Origin of the sequence: Tolypothrix sp. PCC 7712 (genome assembly GCF_025860405.1) — a bacterium.
Classification (GTDB): domain Bacteria; phylum Cyanobacteriota; class Cyanobacteriia; order Cyanobacteriales; family Nostocaceae; genus Aulosira; species Aulosira diplosiphon.
This window is the reverse complement of sequence record NZ_CP063785.1, coordinates 2,188,690-2,211,073: the sequence shown is the minus strand read 5'-3', so window position 1 is coordinate 2,211,073 and position 22,384 is coordinate 2,188,690. Positions and strand designations below refer to the sequence as shown.

General features: G+C 42.3%; 14 protein-coding genes and 1 tRNA gene. 7 read left to right on the top strand and 8 right to left on the bottom strand.

The genetic code is table 11. The features are described from left to right. Nucleotides 1-583 precede the first annotated feature (583 nt). The 3 genes from HGR01_RS08910 (at nt 584) to HGR01_RS08900 (ending at nt 4,364) form a co-directional block, all read left to right on the top strand. Nucleotides 584-2,938, top strand: coding sequence for a ribonuclease R family protein (locus HGR01_RS08910; protein ID WP_045869466.1), 2,355 nt, complete (start codon nt 584-586; stop codon nt 2,936-2,938). 16 nt (nt 2,939-2,954) lie between these two features. Next, nucleotides 2,955-3,575: a flavin prenyltransferase UbiX gene (locus tag HGR01_RS08905; protein ID WP_045869467.1), complete on the top strand. Its 621-nt coding sequence runs from the start codon at nt 2,955-2,957 to the stop codon at nt 3,573-3,575. A gap of 84 nt (nt 3,576-3,659) precedes the next feature. Then, entirely contained in the window at nt 3,660-4,364 is a 705-nt protein-coding gene (locus tag HGR01_RS08900; protein ID WP_045869468.1) for a hypothetical protein, read from the top strand. 117 nt (nt 4,365-4,481) lie between these two features. Here HGR01_RS08900 and HGR01_RS08895 read toward each other — a convergent pair whose 3' ends face one another. Then, a complete protein-coding gene (locus HGR01_RS08895) occupies nt 4,482-4,676 on the bottom strand; it encodes a hypothetical protein (RefSeq protein WP_045869469.1) in 195 nt (64 codons plus the stop codon). A gap of 467 nt (nt 4,677-5,143) precedes the next feature. Here HGR01_RS08895 and HGR01_RS08890 point away from each other — a divergent pair, with 467 nt between their 5' ends. Both HGR01_RS08890 and HGR01_RS08885 read left to right on the top strand, forming a co-directional pair. Continuing rightward, entirely contained in the window at nt 5,144-6,736 is a 1,593-nt protein-coding gene (locus HGR01_RS08890; RefSeq protein WP_045869470.1) for an NB-ARC domain-containing protein, read from the top strand. Between the two features lie 208 nt (nt 6,737-6,944). Next, complete coding sequence (locus HGR01_RS08885) at nt 6,945-7,496, top strand: shikimate kinase (protein WP_045869471.1); 552 nt, start codon at nt 6,945-6,947, stop codon at nt 7,494-7,496. A gap of 184 nt (nt 7,497-7,680) precedes the next feature. On the opposite strand, the gene HGR01_RS08880 is transcribed toward HGR01_RS08885, so the two are convergent. The 3 genes from HGR01_RS08880 to HGR01_RS08870 all read right to left on the bottom strand — a co-directional run bounded on the left by HGR01_RS08880 (nt 7,681) and on the right by HGR01_RS08870 (nt 12,538). Continuing rightward, nucleotides 7,681-7,751: transfer RNA gene (locus HGR01_RS08880), tRNA-Gly, on the bottom strand. 57 nt (nt 7,752-7,808) lie between these two features. Beyond that, the gene (locus HGR01_RS08875) at nt 7,809-8,909 is read right to left on the bottom strand and encodes a hypothetical protein (protein WP_096622070.1); all 1,101 of its coding nucleotides are present in this window, start codon (nt 8,907-8,909) and stop codon (nt 7,809-7,811) included. Nucleotides 8,910-8,983: 74 nt separating this feature from the next. Continuing rightward, complete coding sequence (locus HGR01_RS08870; protein WP_045869472.1) at nt 8,984-12,538, bottom strand: response regulator; 3,555 nt, start codon at nt 12,536-12,538, stop codon at nt 8,984-8,986. 1,169 nt (nt 12,539-13,707) lie between these two features. Here HGR01_RS08870 and HGR01_RS08865 point away from each other — a divergent pair. Both HGR01_RS08865 and HGR01_RS08860 read left to right on the top strand, forming a co-directional pair. After that, complete coding sequence (locus tag HGR01_RS08865; protein ID WP_045869692.1) at nt 13,708-14,322, top strand: GNAT family N-acetyltransferase; 615 nt, start codon at nt 13,708-13,710, stop codon at nt 14,320-14,322. Between the two features lie 679 nt (nt 14,323-15,001). Beyond that, nucleotides 15,002-15,556: a hypothetical protein gene (locus HGR01_RS08860; RefSeq protein WP_045869473.1), complete on the top strand. Its 555-nt coding sequence runs from the start codon at nt 15,002-15,004 to the stop codon at nt 15,554-15,556. 12 nt (nt 15,557-15,568) lie between these two features. Here the strand turns inward: HGR01_RS08860 and HGR01_RS08855 are convergent, their stop codons facing one another. The 4 genes from HGR01_RS08855 to HGR01_RS41915 form a co-directional block, all read right to left on the bottom strand. Continuing rightward, a complete protein-coding gene (locus HGR01_RS08855) occupies nt 15,569-16,717 on the bottom strand; it encodes a histidinol-phosphate transaminase (RefSeq protein WP_045869474.1) in 1,149 nt (382 codons plus the stop codon). A gap of 104 nt (nt 16,718-16,821) precedes the next feature. Beyond that, nucleotides 16,822-17,475 carry a YqiA/YcfP family alpha/beta fold hydrolase gene (locus HGR01_RS08850; RefSeq protein ID WP_228045677.1) on the bottom strand — a complete coding sequence of 218 codons (654 nt, stop codon included), beginning with the start codon at nt 17,473-17,475 and terminating at the stop codon, nt 16,822-16,824. 53 nt (nt 17,476-17,528) lie between these two features. Next, complete coding sequence (gene gor / locus HGR01_RS08845) at nt 17,529-18,908, bottom strand: glutathione-disulfide reductase (RefSeq protein ID WP_045869476.1); 1,380 nt, start codon at nt 18,906-18,908, stop codon at nt 17,529-17,531. Between the two features lie 628 nt (nt 18,909-19,536). Then, nucleotides 19,537-22,251, bottom strand: coding sequence for a FecR domain-containing protein (locus HGR01_RS41915; RefSeq protein ID WP_411863268.1), 2,715 nt, complete (start codon nt 22,249-22,251; stop codon nt 19,537-19,539). Nucleotides 22,252-22,384: the final 133 nt, after the last annotated feature.

Sequence of the window (22,384 nt, the reverse complement as noted above, 5' to 3'; positions counted from 1 at the left end):
GTAGGATCGCCTTCAATGCTATACTAATTACCCAATTCGATATGCAGAACTATTTTCTGGAAGTGCGCTCTAAATCTACAATAATGAAGATAAGGTTCGCCCTCACTGTATCTTAAGCTGCTTACCTAATTGTTACCGATTCTACATGTGGGAAAATTGGGTTTATCGGCAGTTTCTCCTAGGTAAAAATCAGATTCTCATGCTGTAAAAGTACCTTCAGTCTAGACAATTAAACACCTGTTCCCCTGCATAGCGTTTTTGAGCAGCATGGAGAGTTCTCACAACCAAGCATCTCAAAAACCGGTCGCGTAACTACCTCATGGGGCAAAATCCGATCAGGCGTGCTTTGTCCGTTGGGCTGGATGAAGGAACTCAACCGCAGACGAATTCTGAGATTGTCGTGCAGTGAGAATGTAGTCACTTCTGCGCCTTTTCGCAGGGTGAGTCGGCTCCTTCCCTTGGAACTTCAGAATCCCTGCTTGCGGGTATTTAGTTTCTAGCTCGTATCTGTAGTCCGTGAGGGTATACAGGAAACAACAGATTAAAAGAAAAATGATGTTTTGACCAAAGGTCGGTTCACTGCATGGAATTTTCAATCGCTACACTCCTTGCCAATTTCACCGATGATAAATTGGTAGCTCGTAAAGTTTTGGAAAAGAAACTTGGCTGCGAGGATGAAAATAGTTTACAAAAACTTCACATTGCTCTAGACATCTTAGAAAAAATCGGAATTTTAGTCAAAGAACGGGGCAAATATCGCCGGGTGACTGAAGAAGGGTTGATTGAAGCCAAACTCCGCTGTTCTAGTAAGGGTTTTTGCTTCGCAATTCAAGATGTAGAAGGCGCTGAGGATATTTACATTCGTGAAAGCCATCTCAGTAATGCGTGGAATGGCGATCGCGTTTTGGTCAGAGTCCTCAAAGAAGGTAGCCGTCGTCGCTCCCCAGAAGGCGAGGTGAAGCTGATTCTCGAACGCTCAAATCACACTTTACTGGCCCGGATTAAGCAAGTAGAAAGCGGCTTTCGCGCAGTTCCTCTTGATGATCGCTTGCTGTTTGAATTGAAACTGCAAACAAACGGCATGAAATTAGAAGAGGCCCTCGATCACCTAGCCCATGTAGAAGTACTACGTTACCCCTTAGCACAATATCCGCCACTGGGTCGGGTGGTGCAAATCTTGGGAAGTGATGCAGAAGCGGCGGCTGATATCGATTTGGTTACTTGTAAACATGATTTAGCCCGTAATTTCTCTGAGACAGTAGCCGAAGCTGCTACCAAGTTACCAAAAAGACTATTAAAAGCCGACTTGAAAAATCGGCTAGATTTACGCAGTTTGTTTACCCTGACGATCGCAGGCGCTAATGGAGATCCCAAAGTCGTAGAAAATGCCTTTAGTTTGGAAAAAACCGCTAATGGTGCTTGGCGTTTGGGGGTACATATTAGCGATGTATCTCACTATGTTCAGCCAGATGAAGCACTCGACCGGGAAGCCCTGAGGCGCGGGCGGTCTGTGTATCTGGGAGAATTAGTACTACCGATGTTCCCAGATGCGGTGGCTGATCGCTGTTCTTTAGTCGCGGGAAGCGATCGCTTAACCCTATCATTTTTAATTAATATCGACCCCAAATCCGGCGAAGTCATAGACTGGGAAATTCAACCCAGCGTGATTCAGGTAGATACCGCCCTGAATAAACAACAAGCCGAAGCCGTTCTCAATGGTGATTCTCACAAGCAATCTGAGCAGGTTGTCCAAACTCTACAAGACCTAGAAGCGTTACGGAAAGCGGTGAAACAGGTGCGTTTGGCTCGCGGTAGCTTACAGTTAAATTTGCCGCCTAATCAAAATCCCTACTACGATGAGGGAATTTTGGGTGCTGTGGTAGTCAATGATTTACCTGTACATTCGCTGTTAACCGAGTTGGTACTGTTGGTCAATCAACTAACAGCTACTCACTTTAGCGCCCTGGGAGTACCCGCGATTTGGCGCGTCCAAGGTACACCGGATGCTGAAGATGTCCAAGAAATGCTGAAATTGGCGATTAATTTGGGTGTGGAACTGGCGCTAGAACCAGAAGTAGATATCCAGCCCCTAGATTATCAACATTTAACTAGGGCTTTTGTGGAATCTGCATCGGAGCAAGTTTTGACCTACTTGTTGCAAGATACCCTGAAGCCATCGAGTTACACTACTACCAAAGGGCCCCACTTTGGCTTGGCTTTACCGCAATATCTCCACTTTACAGCCCCCTTGCGACGATACCCCGATTTGCTGTTACAGCGAGTGTATTATTCGTTGCTGGAACACGGGCGCGATCGCCGCAATACTCGGGTGAAAGAACGTATCAACCTGCGTCACTCTTCTTCTCATATAGAAATTAATTGGAATGTTTTACCCCCAGAATTACAACAAGAACTGCAAAGCGATTTAACGCGGGTCATTATCCAAATTAACGACAGAGAAAAAGAAGTTCAAGAAGCCGAAGCAGATTTAGCTGGACTGCAAAAAGCCCAACTGATGAAACAACGCATCGGTCAAGTTTTTCAGGGCGTAATTACTGGTGTGCAGTCTTACGGTTTCTTTGTAGAAATCGAAGTTCCCGCAGCGGAAGTTGCAGCTAGCGGTCATTTAGGTATACCACTGCGCGTTGAGGGATTAGTACATGTTAGTTCCCTCAAAGACGACTGGTACGAATACCGCGCCAGACAACAAGCTTTGTTTGGACGCAAAAATCGTGCTTCTTACAGATTAGGCGATCGCGTCTCTGTACAAGTCAAGAGTGTCGATTATTACCGTCAGCAAATTGATTTAGTCACAGTTGGTAGTGATGGTGTAGCCAAAGGCTTAGATGTCAGTGTTCCAAATGAGGATTTATCAGACATTTATTTATCAAACCATCTCGATCCCGATGACTTAGACCCTTACGGAGAGGATGAGTAAATAATTTTAAGCCAAAGTGTCTAATAATACTTATCCTTTGATTTTAGGCGTATCAGGCGCATCCGGTCTGATTTACGCCGTTCGTGCTTTGAAATATCTGCTAGCAGCAAACTATCAAATTGAACTGGTGGCTTCTAAATCTACTTACATGGTTTGGCAATCTGAACAGGATATTCGGATGCCGGCAGAACCAGCTGCTCAAGAAAAATTCTGGCGCGAGCAAGCTGGTGTAAGCAACTCTGGTCAACTCTACTGCCATCCTTGGAGCGATGTGGGGGCTGGAATTGCTAGCGGTTCCTTTCGGACTTTGGGCATGATTGTGATGCCATGTAGCATGAGTACCGTAGCTAAACTCGCAGTCGGCTTGAGTTCCGATTTACTAGAACGGGCAGCTGATGTCCAGCTCAAAGAAGGTCGAAAGTTGGTAATTGTGCCCCGGGAAACTCCTTTTAGTTTGATTCACCTGCGTAACTTAACCACTTTGGCTGAAGCTGGAGTCAGAGTTGTTCCAGCCATTCCTGCTTGGTATCATCAACCCCAAACCATTGAAGATTTAGTTGATTTTGTCGTAGCCCGTGTTTTAGATCAGCTTGATATTGACTGCATTCCCATTCAGCGATGGCAAGGCCACCGTTAAAGTATGAAGTATGAAGTATGAAGTATGAAGTAATTCTTCTGCTTTATCCTTCATCCTTTATCTTTAATCCTTTACTAAATTTCTATGAATGTAATTCGCTTAATTCTGCTAGTGGCTATCTTGGGGGGACTAACGCTGTTGTTAACCCAAAATTGGACACCTGCTATATCGTTAGTATTTTTGGGTATGCGGACTCAAGCATTACCACTGGCGATGTGGATGTTGTTCGCCACTGCAGCCGGAGCTTTAACATCTGTATTCATTACCAGTTTGTTTAAAATATCAAATTATTTTGTCAGACAACCACGTCAAACACGCTTTAAATCAGCTACTACCTCAGCGCGTAATAAAACTACCTTTAGAAAAGAACCTACTCCTCCCCCAGCTAGTACGCCACCGCCAGCTAGCAAAACCGCAAATACTTCCAGCGATGAATTTGACGACTGGAATACAAATAATCAAAATGATGACTGGAATTTTGAGCAGAACCCGAGGGAAGCATCTCAAACAAGACAGCAAGCTCAAGATGATGACGACTATAAAACCTACGAACGTCCGCAACAACCGCAAAGTTCTTCTCAATCTGGTTCAGTGTATTCCTACAACTACCGCGACCCCAAAAATACGTCAGTAGGAAAGACTGAATCGATTTACGATGCGGATTACCGAGTCATCATTCCCCCCTATCAACCTCCGACTACTAATCAAGCGAATGATGATGACGATGATTGGAGCTTCTTTGAGGACGAAGATGATTTCCAAGATGAGAATGAGCGTCCCCGGAAGTAGGGATAGGGGACTGGGGACTGGGGATAAGGGAGATGAAGAAGAAATTTTTCTTACCAATTACCAATTACCCATTACCAAACACCCAACACCCAAGACAAATTTCCTAATTGCTGACTACTACTTAATACCGCAACGCTCACGGGACTCCTGCTTGACATTTCCATTCATAGCGGCTTCCTGCAAAGTCATGAAAGCGTTAAAATCTTCCAAATCATACCGAGTGGTCAACAGATGTCTTAATTGATTTTCTGCCTCTACAGTTAAATAACCACTTGCTAAAGCTTTTTGCACAACGTCACGAATTCGAGTCATGGTTCGCACCTCATACATACCACTTTGATTTCTCTGGACTGACTCAGATGAGCTTTACAGTAGTTTTTGTGACTAAAGTATTAAGTTGGCAAAAGTTTTTTGTATAATTTTTTTTGGAAAGTAAGTCATCATTTACACCTTTGTCTGCTAAATTGAGAGAAGAAAGCTTGTAAGAACTCAATCTGAGAATGCTTACGCTGTGCTACTAAAAACACAGTATTATGGTTAAATAAAATCGCTCCACGAAAGACATTCTTAGCTATTTAGTTTGACAGTATTTGTGCGCTTAAAGTTTCAAACAATCTTTATTAAATTTCAGTTAAGCCTAAAGATAACCAAGCAAGAACCGCTAAGTCACCTAACGAATGTTATTAAATTCGTTATAAATTTATCGTTAATTTAATCCGATTTCATAGAAGAATCGTTAGTATATTGCCTTAGTTACATAAATTACATAAATAACGCTAATGGCAACCGATGGTTCTGCTCGAATGGAAGACGATTTTATCGAAGCTAAAAATTATTGGGAGTTAGAAAAATTATACGTAGATTTGGCATCAGCTAAAGGAAAAGCTTTGACACCTGTAGAGAAGAAATTTCTACGAGGTTTGCTTTGTGGTTGTAGTCCAGCAGAAATTGCCAAAGTAGTTTACCAAAGTGGAAGTAGCAGTACTGTTAGAGTTTATCTATCTAACGGATTATATAAATATATAGAAGAAATGCTGAGTAACCAGGCGGGTGATTCTGTCAAAGTTAAAACCTGGAGTCGGGTGACTCAGTTGCTAGAAAAAGCTGGTTATAAAAAAGGTTGGTTTCACTTACAACCAGTAATTAGTTCTATAAAAACAAATAGAGACAGAGATTTCGATTTATCAGCAGATAAATCTACACTGACACAACATAGTGATGCAGTCATAAATACTACTATGTTCCACGGAAGAACGCAAGAACTAACGCAAGTTCCAGCATGGATTTTGCATGACCGCTGTCGGTTAGTCACCATATTGGGTATGGGTGGAATTGGTAAAACTGCGTTTTCCGTCAAACTAGTAGAAGACATTCAGGAGAAATTTGAATATGTAATTTGGCGATCGCTCAATTTTGCTCCTCCTGTAGAGGTACTCTTGGAACAGCTAATTCAAGTTATCTCACCAAATTCTCATCAAAATATTCCAGAAACCCTAGAAAGTAAAATTTGGCAATTCTTAGATGCTTTACGCGCTTGTCGATGTCTGATTGTATTCGATAATTGGGATGCGATTTTAGCAAGTAGTGCAGGTATAAAAAATAATCATAATTCCCAGATATCTCAAATTCGATATCGTCAGGAATATCAAGGTTATGGAGAGTTAATTAAAAGATTAGGAGATATAGAACATCAAAGTTGTGTGGTCTTGAATAGTAGAGAAAAGCCTCAAGAAATTGCTGCCATAGAAGGGGAAAGATTACCAATTCGTTCTGTTAAATTAAGTGGTTTGACTCAGCAAGAAAGTATATTAATACTCAAAGCCAAAGGCTTAACTCATAAATCTACATCAGATGAATGTAGTGCATTACTAGAACGGTATGCAGGAAATCCATTATTTATTAAATTAGCAGCAACCACTATTCAAGAATTATTTGCTGGCAATATATCTGAGTTTCTAGCCCAGGAAACAGTAATTTTTGGGGAAATACGAGCTATTTTAGATCAACAATTCCACCGCTTATCGCAAATAGAAAAATACCTGTTGTACTGGCTATCTCTCCACCCCAGCTTTGTATCTATCAGACAGTTACAAAAAGATACAGTATTACCAGGATTATCACCTCTGACTTCCCAAAGATTAATCTTAGAGGCAATGGAATTATTACAGAAGCGATCGCTCATCGAAAAACAAGCATCTCGCTTTTCCCTGAGTCCAGTTTTAATTGAGTATCTAGTTGAACGATTAATTGAGGAAAACTTAAATTTAACTCGCGGCAAAGATAGCTACTTAAGTATGAGTCAGACAATTTTGACAGAAAACTTAAAAAATTTTATCAGAGATAATTGCCTCAATGGAGATTTAAATTTGTGATTCGGGATTTGGTATTTGTCATTTGGTAATGAGTAATTGGTAATTAGTGTTTGTTATTTTTCCCCCTGCTACCCTGCTTTTTCTCAGTCCCCAGTCACCATCCCCAGTCCCCAGTCCCCAGTCCCCAGTCCCCATCCCCAACCCCCAATCTCCTGATAAAGTGAGGAGTTAAGACAACTCATAACTGATAATTGGAGCGCAGCAACTAGTGAGTAGTTTATTACAAGGGGTTAACCTGTATTTAATTGGGATGATGGGTAGTGGGAAGACGACAGTAGGACGCTTATTAGCCAAGCATCTAGGTTATGGATTTGTAGATACTGACGATGTCATTGTTCAAGTAGGGGGAAAATCTATTAATCAACTATTTGCTGAGTCAGGAGAAGCAGCCTTTCGTCAGTTGGAAAGCGATGTCTTATCACAAGTGTGTTCTTTTACAAAATTAGCGATCGCAACTGGTGGCGGTATAGTTACGCGCCAAGAAAACTGGAGTTACCTGCACCACGGTTTGATTGTTTGGCTAGATGCGCCAGTAGATTTACTTTACAGCCGATTGCAAGCCGATGATACAAGGCCATTGTTGCATGATGTTGACCCCAGAGCAAAATTGCGATCGCTTCTCGAACAACGACAACCACTTTATTCCCAAGCAGATTTGCAAATCACTATTAATGAAGGTGAAACACCAGAACAAATCGCTGAGAGAGTCATTGCAGCTATACCCAGCGTCTTAAAAACTCCAGTTTCTCACAATAACTGAGACATAATTGCATAAGTTATTAGCAAATACGCTTTGGTAATGCTCTCACTGTGCGTAGCTTTCTCCTTCTCCTTCTGCTGTGGAGACGCTGCGCGAATAGTAAGAGCCTTTTAGTTGACCTATGCGGTTCAAAATTTGCCAAACTATGCAAAGCCTGAAAGCTGTACAAGAATCTTACCTTTAAAGCGGGCGGCGGGAATCGAACCCGCATTAATAGCTTGGAAGGCTATAGTTTTACCACTAAACTACGCCCGCAAATTTCCAACTTTAATATTATAGCACAGCAGTATTCACAATTCAAGCCTTAATAAATTAAGGTAGCGGCTGTAGTCGGATACGTACTATCAGATTACTAGGCTTGGGATCGTTGGGATCGTTGTCATAAGCAGGTTCAAATTCCCAGTTATTTAATACTTGACTGGCTAAAAAGTCTTCATAGTAGCTTTTCTCTTCTGCGGAAATGCTTGTATCTTTGACAGTAACCATCTCCAGTTTACCCTTCTCTGAAATTGTTAATAGCGCTGTCACTTCTACAGGCTCGCCAATTTTTTTTTCTATGTACTTTACGTATTCCAGACCTTTTCTAAATGGCTGGTTGCTAGGTTTAATTTTAGCAGGGTGAGCAATTATACCTCTATCTTCCTGTTGAGGTTCTCCAATTACACTTGCAACTAAACTTCCACCTGCTGTATTAGAGGGGGTAGAAGGTGATTCGGGGTTATTAGGACTACCTAAGTTCTCACGTTGCTGTTGTTCGGCGAGTTCGCGTTGCTGCTGTTCAGCTAATTGGCGTTGACGTTGTTCAGCGAGTTCGCGTTGCTGTTGTTCAGCTAATTGGCGTTGACGTTGTTCAGCGAGTTCGCGTTGCTGTTGTTCAGCTAATTGACGTTGGCGTTGTTCAGCGAGTTCACGCTGCTGTTGTTCAGCTAATTGACGTTGGCGTTGTTCAGCGAGTTCACGCTGCTGTTGCTCGGCTAATAGGCGTTGACGCTGTTCAGCGAGTTCGCGTTGCTGTTGTTCAGCAAAAGCTACAGCATTTTGATCTGGGACAGTAGGACTTGAGTTTTTGGCTAACCTATTGGCTTGAACTACTACTGGTTTGGAAGAATTTTTTGGTTGTAATTTTTGATTTGTAGATACTGGTTTTGTTTGAGAATTAACAGCTTTTATTCTTGTTGTAGTTTTTGCTTTTGATTTCGGCTGCGAAGCAATTTCTATCACCTCAACGGGAATTGCAGCTTTGCTTTGCTGCCGCCACAATAAACTAGACTGGTAGGAGCGAATCAGCCAGAAGGCTAGCAAATGTAGGCTCAAGGAACCTATGACGACTGCAACCCAAAAACTAGGTGGGTCTGTATGTCGTCTCCATACCTTGACTGAAGATGAAGTTTTATCTGCAACCGATGGTGTCATAGGAAATTTTAAACTGGATTTGATAGGGCGCTCTTACTCTTTACTAAATTAACGCTTTAAAATCCAGTCTACTCTCAGCGATTAGCCATAATTTCCGATCTAACAGCAAAAGTCAGAACGGTTTCGTCTACTCCTTTAAGTTCTAAGGGGCTGACTTTAGTAATTTCTTCATCTTTTAAATAATCTGCCACAGCAGCAGAGACTAAAATAGTACCGGGAATAGCAGCAGCTTGCAATCTAGCAGCAATATTCACACTGGGCCCAATAGCAGTATAGTCAGCACGTTCGGCACTGCCAAACATACCCACAACCGCAGTACCTTGGTGAATACCACAACGGAATTTGACACCAGTATGTCCGTTAGCATCAAATATGCCTTGTTCTTGCCAGCGCCGATTCAACTCATCTAATGAGCTATGCATTGCTCTGGCTGTATTAATGGCACGACGTACTTGTTCATTAGGAGTTAATTCTTCTGGCGCTCCATATAAAGCTAAGATGGCATCTCCCATAAATTTATCCACAGTGCCACCATTGTCAAACACAGTCTTGGTCATGGCTTCCAAATATTCATTTAGCAACTCTGCTACTCTTCGAGATCTGAGAGTATTTGCTAGCTGAGTAAAACCTACTATGTCGCTAAATAACACTGTAATTAAGCGTGGTTCTGGACGTAAATCCAAGGTTAAATCTCCCATAGCAGCTTTTTTCACCAAAACAGGCGGCAAAAAGCGCTTGAGTACTGACTCCGTCAGGTAGGTATTTAACTCCATAACCCGGCGCTCATTTTCTTTCAATGCTAAGAGGTTCCTGACTTCTGCCAGAAGTTCCCTGTCATTAAATGGTTTAGCTAAATAAGCATCTGCACCATGTTCTGTCCCCGCAATCCGGGTTTCTTCATCTACTTTGGCGGTGAGCAGAATGATCGGTGTTCCTTTCAAATTCTCCTCACTGCGGATCATCTGAATCATCTGTAATCCTGTCACCAAAGGCATCATTAAGTCCGTAATGATTAAGCTGGGTGCAATTTTTTGGGCTATTTTAAATCCTTCGGCACCATTACGGGCTGTATGTACTTGGTAGCCATTACTGCGAATAATTTCAGATACGTAGGTTCGTAAATCTGGATTGTCATCAACAACTAAAATTGAGTGACTGCTATTCAACAGACTACTATCCTTATACCCTTGAGACTCTGGGTTATCAGGGGTAGGTACTAATTCTTTCGGCAAGCTTTCAATACTTTCTGGGGTTGGCTCGACTAATTCTAAATCAGCCAATTCCACAGTGGCGCGGCTAGTATTCAGTTCTGCTGGGGTTTCCTGTATTTGCTGTGTAGGTAAGTGACTATTACCAGTTAACAGCCATAGTGTAAAGGTTGTACCTTGACCGTACACAGATTCTACAGTTATTTGCCCCCCATGCAATTCGACCAATTCTTTGACCAAAGCTAAACCTAAACCACTACCTTCATAGGAACGGTTTTCTGAGCCTTCAGCTTGGCGGAAGCGCTCAAACAGATGGGGAATTTGTTCTTTAACTATACCAATTCCAGTATCTTGTACTTGTAATATGCAACTATCATCTTGAGATATGAGCCTGATGGTAATCGTCCCGCCTTCGGGAGTAAACTTCATGGCATTTGATAGTAGGTTGTAAACGACCTTATCAAATTTTTCTATATCTAAGTAAACTTGAGAACATTGACCCAATTCCGAGACTAGATGCAGTCCCTTTTTCTCACAGTAAGGGCGAAAAGATTCTACTATTTGGTTGACGAAATCGACCAAATCACAAGGACGGAAACTTGGCTGCATCCTCCCTGCATCTAAGCGTTGCAGATCTAGTAGTTGATTTACTAGTCTTAGCAATCGCCGCGAGTTACGCAAAGCGATCGCACTTTGGGCGTAAGATAATCCATCACCATTATTTACGGCTGATTCTAAAGGCCCTTGAATTAAGGTAATGGGAGTGCGGAACTCATGGGAAATATTTTGGAAAAATTCAGTTTTTTGTTTATCTAATTGTAATAAGCGCTCTGCTTGGTCACGTGTCTTTTGATAGAGACGCGATTGTTGCACTGCGATCGCTGCTTGAGCAGCCACCGCTTTGGCTAGCTGGATTTCCGAAGATAACCATCGGCGGGTTTTGCTACCTTCACGCAGCGTAATACTACCAATACACTTACCATCCGCTAATAAGGGAACAATCATTAGCGATCGCGCTGGCTTTTTCAACGGCAAATCAAAGCCCTTAATTTCATCAGCACAGTTGCTCATATCAGTAATTACCACTGGCTCTTGTGTCCGCAAAATCTCTTGGAGGATGGGATTATGCTTAATTGGCGCTTGAGAATGAGGTAATTCCTGATTTATACGGTGATGATTATGATTTAAGGCTGTTTCCTGGGCTGATTTCAGAGTATGTTCTAAATATTGAGAACTGTCATACAGTCCTACGCATTCAACAAATTCATCTTCTTCAGTCCATAAAGATAAAATACAGCCATTGACTTGTAAAGCCTGTCCTAATTGTTCGGTAATAGCCGCAAAGATATCTTGAGGATCTAAGCTAGAGCGAATTGCCGTAGTAATTGTATTAATTAGGGACTCTCGTTTAGCCAGAGCGCGTACTTGTTCATAGGTATAAGCTTGAGATAAAGCCAATGCTGCCTGATCCGCTACCATCAACACCAACTGCACTTCCTCTTCTCTCCAAATCCGAGACTGAGAGCATTGGTGCAGGGCTAGCACTGCCATGAGTTCTTGTTGGCAAATCAACGGCACAACTAAACTAGAGCAGATATTAGCTGCTAAAAAAGCTGCACTACGTTGTTCCAGTTCAGGAGTATTGCCCTGAATTCGTTCATCATCTTCTACATTATGAATAACTTGAACTTCGCGGGTTTCCCAGACTGTCTCCGCCAACAGAGATGACGAAGGAAAAGAAGATGAGGAAGATTTTACTATTTCATTCGATTGCTCTTCCTGTTCTTTCTCTGCTTCGCTTGCTTCTTCTTGAGCCGCTTTCTGGTAAATAAATCCTTCATCTACCAACTGCCCATCTTGGAAAGGACGTAACAGACACACATCCACTTCCAACATATGGCCCACTGTATCGACAATTGTTTGTAAAATTTGCCGATAGTCTAAAGCACTACGAATTGTATTCGTGACAGTGTTCAGCAGTGATTCTTGACGGAGTGTACGCGTCAGTTCGCGGGTACGGGCTTTGAGAACATTGTGAGTATCCAAGGCCTGGCGTACCACGCCTTTAAGTTCTTCCGCTTCCCAGGGTTTAGTGACATATTTGAAGACTTTACCAGCATTGATGGCTTCCACTAAGTCTTCGACATCAGTGTAGCCAGTTAAGATTATCCGGATAATATCTGGATATTGAGTGGCTGTCAGGCTTAAAAATTCTGTACCGCTCATGATTGGCATTCGCTGATCGGAGATGATCACAGAGACCTCTCCTTCTTGTGCCAGTAGATCCAAAGCGGCAGGACCAGAAGTTGCCCTTAGCACCTTGTATTCGCGATAAAAGGTGCGGTAAAGCAAGTCAAGGTTGTCTGGCTCATCATCGACAACCAATATTTTCGGCTTACTGTTTGCTTGTTGGGATTTCATGCACCGCTTTCCTGCTGCAACGGCAGTTGGATAAAGAATAATCTGATCAGACAGGGATGTTTCTGAGTCAGGTAAGAGCAGAGCATTGTGACCAATAAGGCTATTTGGCTACATGAGTGCTGATTGTGAAAGTATTTACTCACTGTAATTGACCTCAATGGCTTGTAAAGATTGCGATTTGCTCTCAAGCAAGATAATTACTTTGATATTTAGTTTTGGTCTTACAGAATTGATAGCTGCCAAATCTTCCCTCACCTCCGGCGAGAACTGTGAAAATACTAAACACATACAGCGCTCAAGGCTGGCTCAAAAATCCATCTGTAGCTGCATATTAAGTTTTCCCGTTGCAGCAGTGACACTAACACTTGTCAGTAAATTTTATTTATGCTAATCATGCTAGAGTCAAAAACTATGGCAACAATTCAGACGTAACCGCTAAGTATACAATTAGACAAACAATTTCTTCTAATGTAATCTGTTACACCAATAATCTTCCATAGTTATGATTGAGAAACCTCAACTGAGGAGATTATCTGAACTAGTTCATCTTCTAGCTGAATACCTGTATAGTCTGACACCCATCGCAGAAATGTTGTGTGAGTCACAAGCTTAAAGGTAGCTGAGGGCGCAAACCCACAGATAAATCGGATGTTGGGAATCAATTGAGCGACTTGCACTAACCACAAAGGCAATCTTTAAGACTATTCCACTCATAGCACTCCCAAGACCCATTGCTTTTCCCAACATTCGCAAAGGCTGCTCTGCCAAACTTATCCATTCTCATAACCAAGAATTTGGTTGTTGTCTCTCATCTCAATAAATGTCTGCTTCGTTGCTTGTAGCTTGAGAAAAAAACAAAATACAGATGGGCAGAAGGAGGAAATTATCAGTAGTCATCATTGGGAGAAATAGTTTAACCTGTCAATAGATTACCCAAAACCTAGCCAACTACTTTCTCAGCTTGAAAAATCACCCAAGTACTCTATATCATCTATATCAAGGTGTACAACAATTAATTAAAGCAATAGGACTCTCTGTCTGTTTCTCAACAAGACTTTGCTGTTTGTTGCTTGATGATCTGAGTATCTGAATGTTGTTCACAAATTTTGTACGGTGTATTAGGATACTTGAAAAAATTTTCGTTGAATCCCATAAATACTAAACTAGCCTTGACATCCTGGTTTTTCCACTCATATCACCAAGAGCCTGTAACGGTTGTCGCCGATCAGTCTGAGCGACAATTCCAAATCCGTGCTGCAACATCTGCCGATCTCTATAGTGTTGCTCAAATTATTACTGAAAGCTTTCACTCTCAAAATGGTTTTTGGGGATGGGCGTTTCCATTAATACGTCTGGGAATTTATGAAGACTTGAAGCAGCGCCTAGCTTCTCCTTTACCTCATCACGTTTGTTTAGTTGCTATTGATACTACTAAAGGTGTTAATAATCTTGTAGGAACAGTAGAACTCGCTGTACGTTTTAGTGATGCATGGACGCAAACGGGGAAAAGTTTTCCTTACCTGTCAAATTTAGCTGTTAGCCCACAATACCGTAGGCATGGTGTAGCCTCTAGCCTACTAACCAACTGTGAAAAAGTCTGCCAGGAGTGGGGGTTTCAGGATTTATATCTCCATGTTCTGGAACGAAATCATCAAGCAAGACAGCTTTATTTAAAGCTAGGGTATCAGGTACATAAAGTTGAATCTCACTGGAATCTATTCTTTCCTAAATACTCAAGTCAAATATTATTGCACAAGCATCTAAAAAATAATTTTATGCTGTAAATCATGCATCTAAATTATTAATTAAAGGATGTCATTTCTAACCTAAATAATCTTCCCAAACAATTTTCTAGATTTGTATATCTGTAATTTGAAATTGTCTTTGCTTGTAAATTTTAAATATTTAACCTTCTTGGCTGAGTGAGATTAACAGTTCAGACATCCACAATGCTGTGTTACTATATGTAATCAGTCTCATGGCCGATGCAAAATTGCTAGATTTACAATTAATCAACCCAATAAAATTTTATCAATATTTATTATTCCAACTAATTTATTCAAATTTAAAAACATTAATATTGGCTAATATATCAATTTTTTAATTTACTTTTTATCTAAAAATAACAATAAATATTTTCAAATATATACATAACAAAAACGATATTTTTTTCCATAAAAGACACTATATTAAATCATTAATTCCTCATAATAACTTTGTATTTAAGAGATTGATCTTTATAAAAACTTTAAAAAAAAATACACTTTAGTGAGAGACAAATCCAGTTAAATCTCATAAAATATGAGTAATTAATTGCTCAGACCGATCTAATTATTGCTATCTTAGCCAAATTGACCATAAAATTCTTGATAATAAGAAAAATCAAAAATTAACTTTGCTTTAACAGCAAGTTCGTGTTTTCAGTGCATACTACTACTCAATTATTCGCAAATCTGAGAAAACATGGATAGCGAACAACGCCGACGCTATCAGATTGCTATGGTATCAACCTATTCTCCTGACACCAGTGTCCTTGACCATATTGTCATGCCTGATGGAACTGAGCAATCGCAAGGCTCGGATATCCTCACCCTGCTACGTACTGGAAAAGTTTTCATAGTCAACAGTCGGAAACGAAATGGTTTAATTCTCTATAAGCGCTACCATGCAGAGTTTGCTGGGCCTGGGGCAGCTGTTGGAGGAGAATATGATTGTGATTGCCAAAGCGTACTACCAATTGGAAATTTATCTTTATTAACTGCTGAATCTTATGAGGAACGTCAGAAAGCTTATTTAATTAGGCGGCAATGGATTCGCTTAATTAAACAAATTACAGAAAACCCAGTTCCACAACAAAGAGTTCAAAAGATTCTCGATCAATTTGAACAGTACTTTCCACCGGAAACAGTAGCTCAAATACCAGATGTTACCTTTGCCCTTTTAGTAGGTGTACTCCCACAAACTGTAGGAGTAGTAAGACGTTTGGGCAGTGAATTAGACAGTAGATTTAATTACTAAGTACATTATTGTTTAAAAATGAAGATTTGCCACAGCAGCCTGTAGCCGATTGAGGGTACGGGCGTTTTCTGCTTTTGAGCCGATAGTAATTCGTAATCCTCCGTTTAACAGCCGTACAAGTGTGCCAGAGTTACGCAATTGCTGATGAATACTGTTTAAAGCAGTCGCTTGGGAATTGCTGTCATTTGAAGTCACACGCAGGTAAATAAAGTTAGCGTCACTGGCTGTAACTTGTAAATTGGGATATTGTTTTAAAGCTGCGATCAGTTGATCGCGTTCAGTCAAGGTTTGGGCAATTGAATTGAGTAAAAGCTGGCGGTTTTGCAAAGCTAGTAATGCGGCGGCGATAGAAAAACTGGGAAGATTGTAGGGTAAGCGGACTTTTTCTAAAATAGCGATCGCCTCTGGATGAGCGACACAATAACCCACACGCAAAGCTGCTAACCGAAAAGCCTTGGAAAAAGTCCGCAGTATCACCCAGTTAGGACGTTGTGCTAATTCTCCCACCAAACTAGTCTGGCTAAATTCAAAGTAAGCCTCATCAATTACTACTAAAATATCTGTGCTGAGACTTCTTAACCATGCTAACTCTGCCGCAGTCAAACAATTAGCAGTTGGGGAATTGGGATGTACTACAAACACCACCCGAATTGGTGGGTTTTGAGTTTGAGCGATCGCGGCTTGTGCGACTGGTAAATCTATTTCAAAATTATTGTCATTCCTACCCACTTCTACAACAGGAATACCCAAAGTTTTTGCCAAAATCGCGTACATCGAGAACGTGGGATTGGCAACTAAAATACTTCCTTCTCCACCCAAACAAGTAGCGATTAATAAAGAACGAATTAATTCATCAGAACCATTACCTACAGAAATATTGCCAGAGGTAATTGGCGATGATGAAAGGGCTGCAGACTCATTCACATATTGCGCGATCGCTTGTTTGAGTGTTTCATGTCCCCCATCTGGGTAACGATTTGTTTCAATTACTTGCTGATAAGTCCAAGCTAGCTTTTCTTTTAACTCTGGCGGCAAATCGTCAGGACTTTCATTAGTATCTAGTCGATCAAATTTTGTCTCGACTGCTTCGGCGTTATCGCTGCTGGGATGGGGTTTGTAAGCGGTGAATTGCGCTAAATCTGAACGGATGAAGGGAAGCATAGTTTGTAGTCAAGAGTCATTGGTCATTAGTCATTAGTCATTAGTCATTAGTAAAAGACTCAGGAGAAATGACTAATGATATTAATTAAATTAATGTGAGAAGTTCATATTTTACAGCTGCCGGGTAACTGGCAGAAGAGGTGAATTGCTTGCCATATTTCTGCCATGACGTTTCCTAGAGCATGATCGCTGTCCAGTTCTACTAAATTCACCCAAGGACGAGATATTGCAAATTCACGGCTGGCTGTGATGGGAATGACTTCATCATTTGTGCCATGCAAAATGAGGGTAGGAATGGGGCGTTGTAAAACCGCTTCTTGATATTGCTGGGCATCTGTAACGAACTCGTAACTTAAAGGTAGCGATCGCTTTTCCCCATAATGATCAACCATGAGATATTTTTCTTGTTGCCAACGCTGTACCTGTTCATCTCCTAGCTTGGGTAACCAGTGAGATAAAAAACCGAAAGCTGGTGCTAATAAAACCAAACTTTGCACTTGGGAATATTTTTGCCCTAAATGAGCAGCAGTTAAACCACCCAAACTCGAACCAATCAGCGTTACTGGTGCAGAATCAGTTGGAAATTCTGCTGCAACTTGATTGATCTGACGAGTAATTGTCAGGTGAGAAAAATCGCCTGCATTCAAATCGGGAATTGTAAGTTTGATACCGATTTGAGCAAAGCGATCGCTAATATCTTTGGCTTTGGCAGAATGAGGGCTAGAAGCAAAACCATGTAAGTAAATAAAGTGATTCAAAATTCAACTCAGCCAGGATTTTCAATACAGACGCGATCGCGCCTGTATCAAACTTATCGCATTGTGACAAATTCTTCGGCGGCGGAGGGATGTATCCCCACGGTAGCATCAAAGTCTTTTTTCGTTGCGCCCATTTTGACAGCGATCGCTATACCTTGAATGATTTCTGCTGCATAGTCTCCCACCATGTGAGCGCCTAGAACTTGGTCAGTTTTGGCATCGACTACCAGCTTCATCATGGTTCTTTCTTGGGCACCCGTTAAACTGTAGTACATAGGGCGGAAACGGCTACGAAAAATTGTCACGCCATCATCACCGAGTTTTGCCTTAGCCTCAGCTTCCGTTAACCCCACAGTAGCCGCTTCCGGATTGGAAAATATAGCTGTAGGTACATTGTGATGACTAAACTCGCGGCGGTTATTGCCAAATTCACTATCCGCAAAAGCCCGGCCTTCTCCAATAGCAACTGGTGTTAAATTTAACCTATCTGTGACATCGCCAACCGCAAAAATATTGGGTTGACTAGTTTGACTATATTTATTAACTGCGATCGCCTTTGCTGTTCCATATCCATGTCCTTCTTCAGCACTGGCGACAATTTCAATTCCAGCATGTTCTAAACTCAGTCCATCTACATTCGGAACTCGACCAGTTGCGGCTAAAAATACATCAGCAATCACTGGTTCTTGATTTTCGCCAGATAAAGACAACTTTAATCCTTCTGGTACAGGCTCAACGGCTGTTACCAAGGTATTCGGAATCATGCGAATGCCGTGGTTGCTCATTCCTTCTTGAATACTAGTACGGATATCTTCATCAAAACCTGCCAAAATCTGGTTTTGGCGATTAATTTGTGTAACTTGGCAACCTAAACCCCGCATAATCGCAGCAAATTCCGTACCGATGTAACCACCACCAATAATTGCTATATGCTTTGGTTGTTCTTTGAGGAGAAAAATTTCGTTAGAGGTAATCGCGTATTCTATCCCTGGTACATCTGGTTTGAGAGGCTTTCCACCCACAGCAATTAAAATTTTGTCTGCTGTAATTTTGCGATCGCCAACTTCTACAGTATGGGTGTCTACGAAACTAGCTCGACCAGGAATTAGTGTGACACCAGCTTTTTCTAAAAAGCTGATATGAAGTTGAGATAGCCGCTTGACTTCCTTATCTATAGAAGTAATGAAATGTTCCCAGTCTAATTGAGCATCACCGACTTTCCAGCCATAGCCAGCCGCATCACTGAACAGTGCGGGAAAATGAGAACCGTAGACCATGAGCTTTTTGGGAACGCAACCGCGAATCACACAAGTTCCGCCGACTAAATCATGTTCTGCGATCGCTACTTTTGCGCCGTAGCTAGCTGCTCGTTTAGAAGCTGCTAAACCTCCAGAACCAGCACCAATGACAAATAGATCGTAATCAAAAGTCATAAATTTATTTATCTCTGTTGCAACAATTAAACTTCCAAAAACTTACACGGCAGATTAAATTTAACTAAAAAAGATATTAAGCTAACCCATGTAAGTCCTGTACTTGATTTAATCTAGCGCTAGCAGATGCTTAACCGTGCCAATTTTAGATTTTAGATTGCCGATTTTAGATTTTTTGGTTCATGCCCCGTTCCTAGTGGAGCCACTCTCGTGGGCGGGTTTCCCGACTTGAGAGAAGTGGCGTGGCGGAACAAATCCAAAATCCAAAAGCCAAAATTTAAAATCCTTAAGCCCTGCACCCTTGTGGTCGGGGTCAATCCAAAATCCAAAATCTAAAATCCAAAATCTAAAATCCAAAATTCGTTAACTATCACTAGCAACAATACCTAGTTTTTGATAGCAGTACTGTTTATAACTATTTGCAGCAATTTTTGTATTGAAATATACATTTAAATTAATGCCAAAAAAATCTAGGGAAAGCCGGATATAAAGATGGCTTTCCCTAGATTTTACTCAGTTAATTAACTCAAGTTGCTTTGTTATGTAGGCAACTTCATATTTTTAAGTATTTGTGATTGCTGGTGATTTGGAAGGTTTACCATCGGTTTTTGGTGGAGTATTTACACCATCATTGGGGGGTTGGCGTTGTCCCGCCATCAGGTGTAGGTGGCGTTGTCCCGCCATCAGGTGTAGGTGGTGTTGTCCCGCCACTAGGTGTAGGTGGTGTTATACCTTCACCAGGTGTAGGTAGCGTTGTCCCGCCACTAGGTGTAGGTGGTGTTGTCCCGCCACTAGGTGTAGGTGGTGTTATACCTTCACCAGGTGTGGGTGGTTTGACTGCTCCATCATTAGGTGATGTTATCCCGCTACTAGGTGTGGGCAGTGTTATACCTTCACCAGTATTGGGCGGTGTTATCCCGCCAGTATTGGGCGGTGTTATCCCACCTGTATTAGGTGGTGTTGTGCCACCTGTATTAGGTGGTGTTATCCCACCAGCATTGGGAGGTGTTATCCCGCCAGTATTAGGAGGTGTTGTGCCGCCAGCATTGGGAGGTGTTATCCCGCCAGTATTGGGCGGTGTTATCCCGCCAGTATTAGGAGGTGTTGTGCCGCCAGCATTGGGAGGTGTTGTGCCACCAGTATTGGGAGGTGTTGTGCCACCAGTATTGGGAGGTGTTGTGCCACCAGTATTGGGAGGTGTTGTGCCACCAGTATTGGGAGGTGTTGTGCCACCAGTATTGGGAGGTGTTGTGCCGCCAGTATTGGGAGGTGTTGTGCCGCCAGTATTGGGAGGTGTTGTGCCGCCAGTATTGGGAGGTGTTGTGCCGCCAGTATTGGGAGGTGTTGTGCCGCCAGTATTGGGAGGTGTTGTGCCGCCAGTATTGGGAGGTGTTGTGCCGCCAGTATTGGGAGGTGTTGTGCCGCCAGCATTGGGAGGTGTTGTGCCGCCAGTATTGGGAGGTGTTGTGCCGCCAGTATTGGGAGGTGTTGTGCCGCCACTAGGTGTGGGTGGTTTATAACCACCCGTATTGGGTGGTTTATTACCACCATCATTAGGCGGTTTATTACCGCCAGTATTGGGTGGTTTATTACCGCCGCCAGTATTGGGTGGTTTGACTCCGCCATCATTAGGTGGTTTATTACCGCCATCATGAGGAGGTCTATTGCCGCCATCATGGGGAGGTCTATTACCGCCATCATGAGGAGGTCTATTGCCGCCATTATGGGGTGGTCTATTGCCGCCATCATCTGGTTTCGGTGGATTTCCGCCGCCATCATCAATTACAGGTGGATTCCCGCCATCATCTGGTTTCGGTGGGTTCCCGCCGCCATCATCAATTACAGGTGGATTCCCGCCATCATCTGGTTTCGGTGGATTTCCGCCATCATCTGGTTTCGGTGGGTTCCCGCCATCATCTGGTTTTGGTGGGTTCCCGCCACCATCATCAATTACAGGTGGGTTCCCGCCATCATCTGGTTTCGGTGGATTTCCGCCGCCATCATCAATTACAGGTGGATTCCCGCCATCATCTGGTTTCGGTGGGTTCCCGCCGCCATCATCAATTACAGGTGGATTCCCGCCATCATCTGGTTTCGGTGGGTTCCCGCCGCCATCATCAATTACAGGTGGGTTCCCGCCATCATCTGGTTTCGGTGGGTTCCCGCCGCCATCATCAATTACAGGTGGATTCCCGCCATCATCTGGTTTCGGTGGGTTCCCGCCACCATCATCAATTACAGGTGGATTCCCACCATCATCTGGTTTCGGTGGGTTCCCGCCGCCATCATCAATTACAGGTGGATTCCCGCCATCATCTGGTTTCGGTGGGTTCCCGCCACCATCATCAATTACAGGGGGGTTACCACCATTATCTGGAATTGGTGGTTTTTGAGTAGTATCAGTATTATTACGTACTTGCTCATCTGATTGAGTTTGCCCATTGTCCACAATGGATTCTACTGGCAGACTTTCTTGGCTTCCGTTTAATGAAGACCCTTTTTTATCAGTTTCGCTATTAGTTGCGCTGCTAGTTTCGCTTTTACTATCTTCGGAGGCAGAATCTTGATTGGCAGAATTGGAAGAACTAGCTGTTAGCTGTAAAAATGAGGGATTTTCGACAACTCCCTCGCCTTTAAGTGGTGTCTGTGTAGCTACAGCAGCTGCAGTTTCAGCTTGAACGCTGGCGATCGCAGGGTCTGGTGTTGGTGCAAGATTCTGTCTAGTTAAATCAAGCCCTCGAACTAAATCACTAGTTTCATAAAAATTTCTCAGGTCAAAATCGTATAAACCTTGAAATCTACCTTTAACAATTACCATCAGTTGCCCGGCTTCTAGCACCTGACTTTGAGAAGCTTTATTAGATACTTCTATCCCGCTATTGGTAAGCGCACCGACAATTGTCGTGTCGGTTTGTTCGTCATAACGGACAAATAATGCTGAACCCCGAATTGCTGCTGCTGCATTGGGTGTTTGTATCCGTGTTTGCCCCCTACCAGGTGGAATCAGTAATAATACTGTGCCATTGGAGAGTCGAAAATTGCGCGTTTTCGGTAAAAACTGAAATACTGCTTGTTCTCCAATCCTTGCTAGAGAGCCATCATTGAAACGTAAATCTGCAAGGGACTTTCTACCAGTGGATAAACCATCACCAGGAATCATCGCATCGGATTTGCGCGCTGGACGCTTCTTAGGGCTATTTCGGGGAATTAGCTGTACTAAGTTACGCAATTCCTGAATCTCAGCTCTGGTGAGAGGAATTGTTGCATTGGCCCGCCCTGACAAAGGCAAGGCGATCGCTCCCCACACACCAATCACTAAAAGTGGTAAAAATTTTTGCAGCATAGTTTCGAGACTCAGAAGTATTAATTAATACTGTTATTGGTAAAAATAAATTCTGGGTTGAGATTCTATTTATGAGGTTATTATTTATACTTTTTCAATTAAAGTATTCAATCCAGCGAAGCTTAGTCAGTGT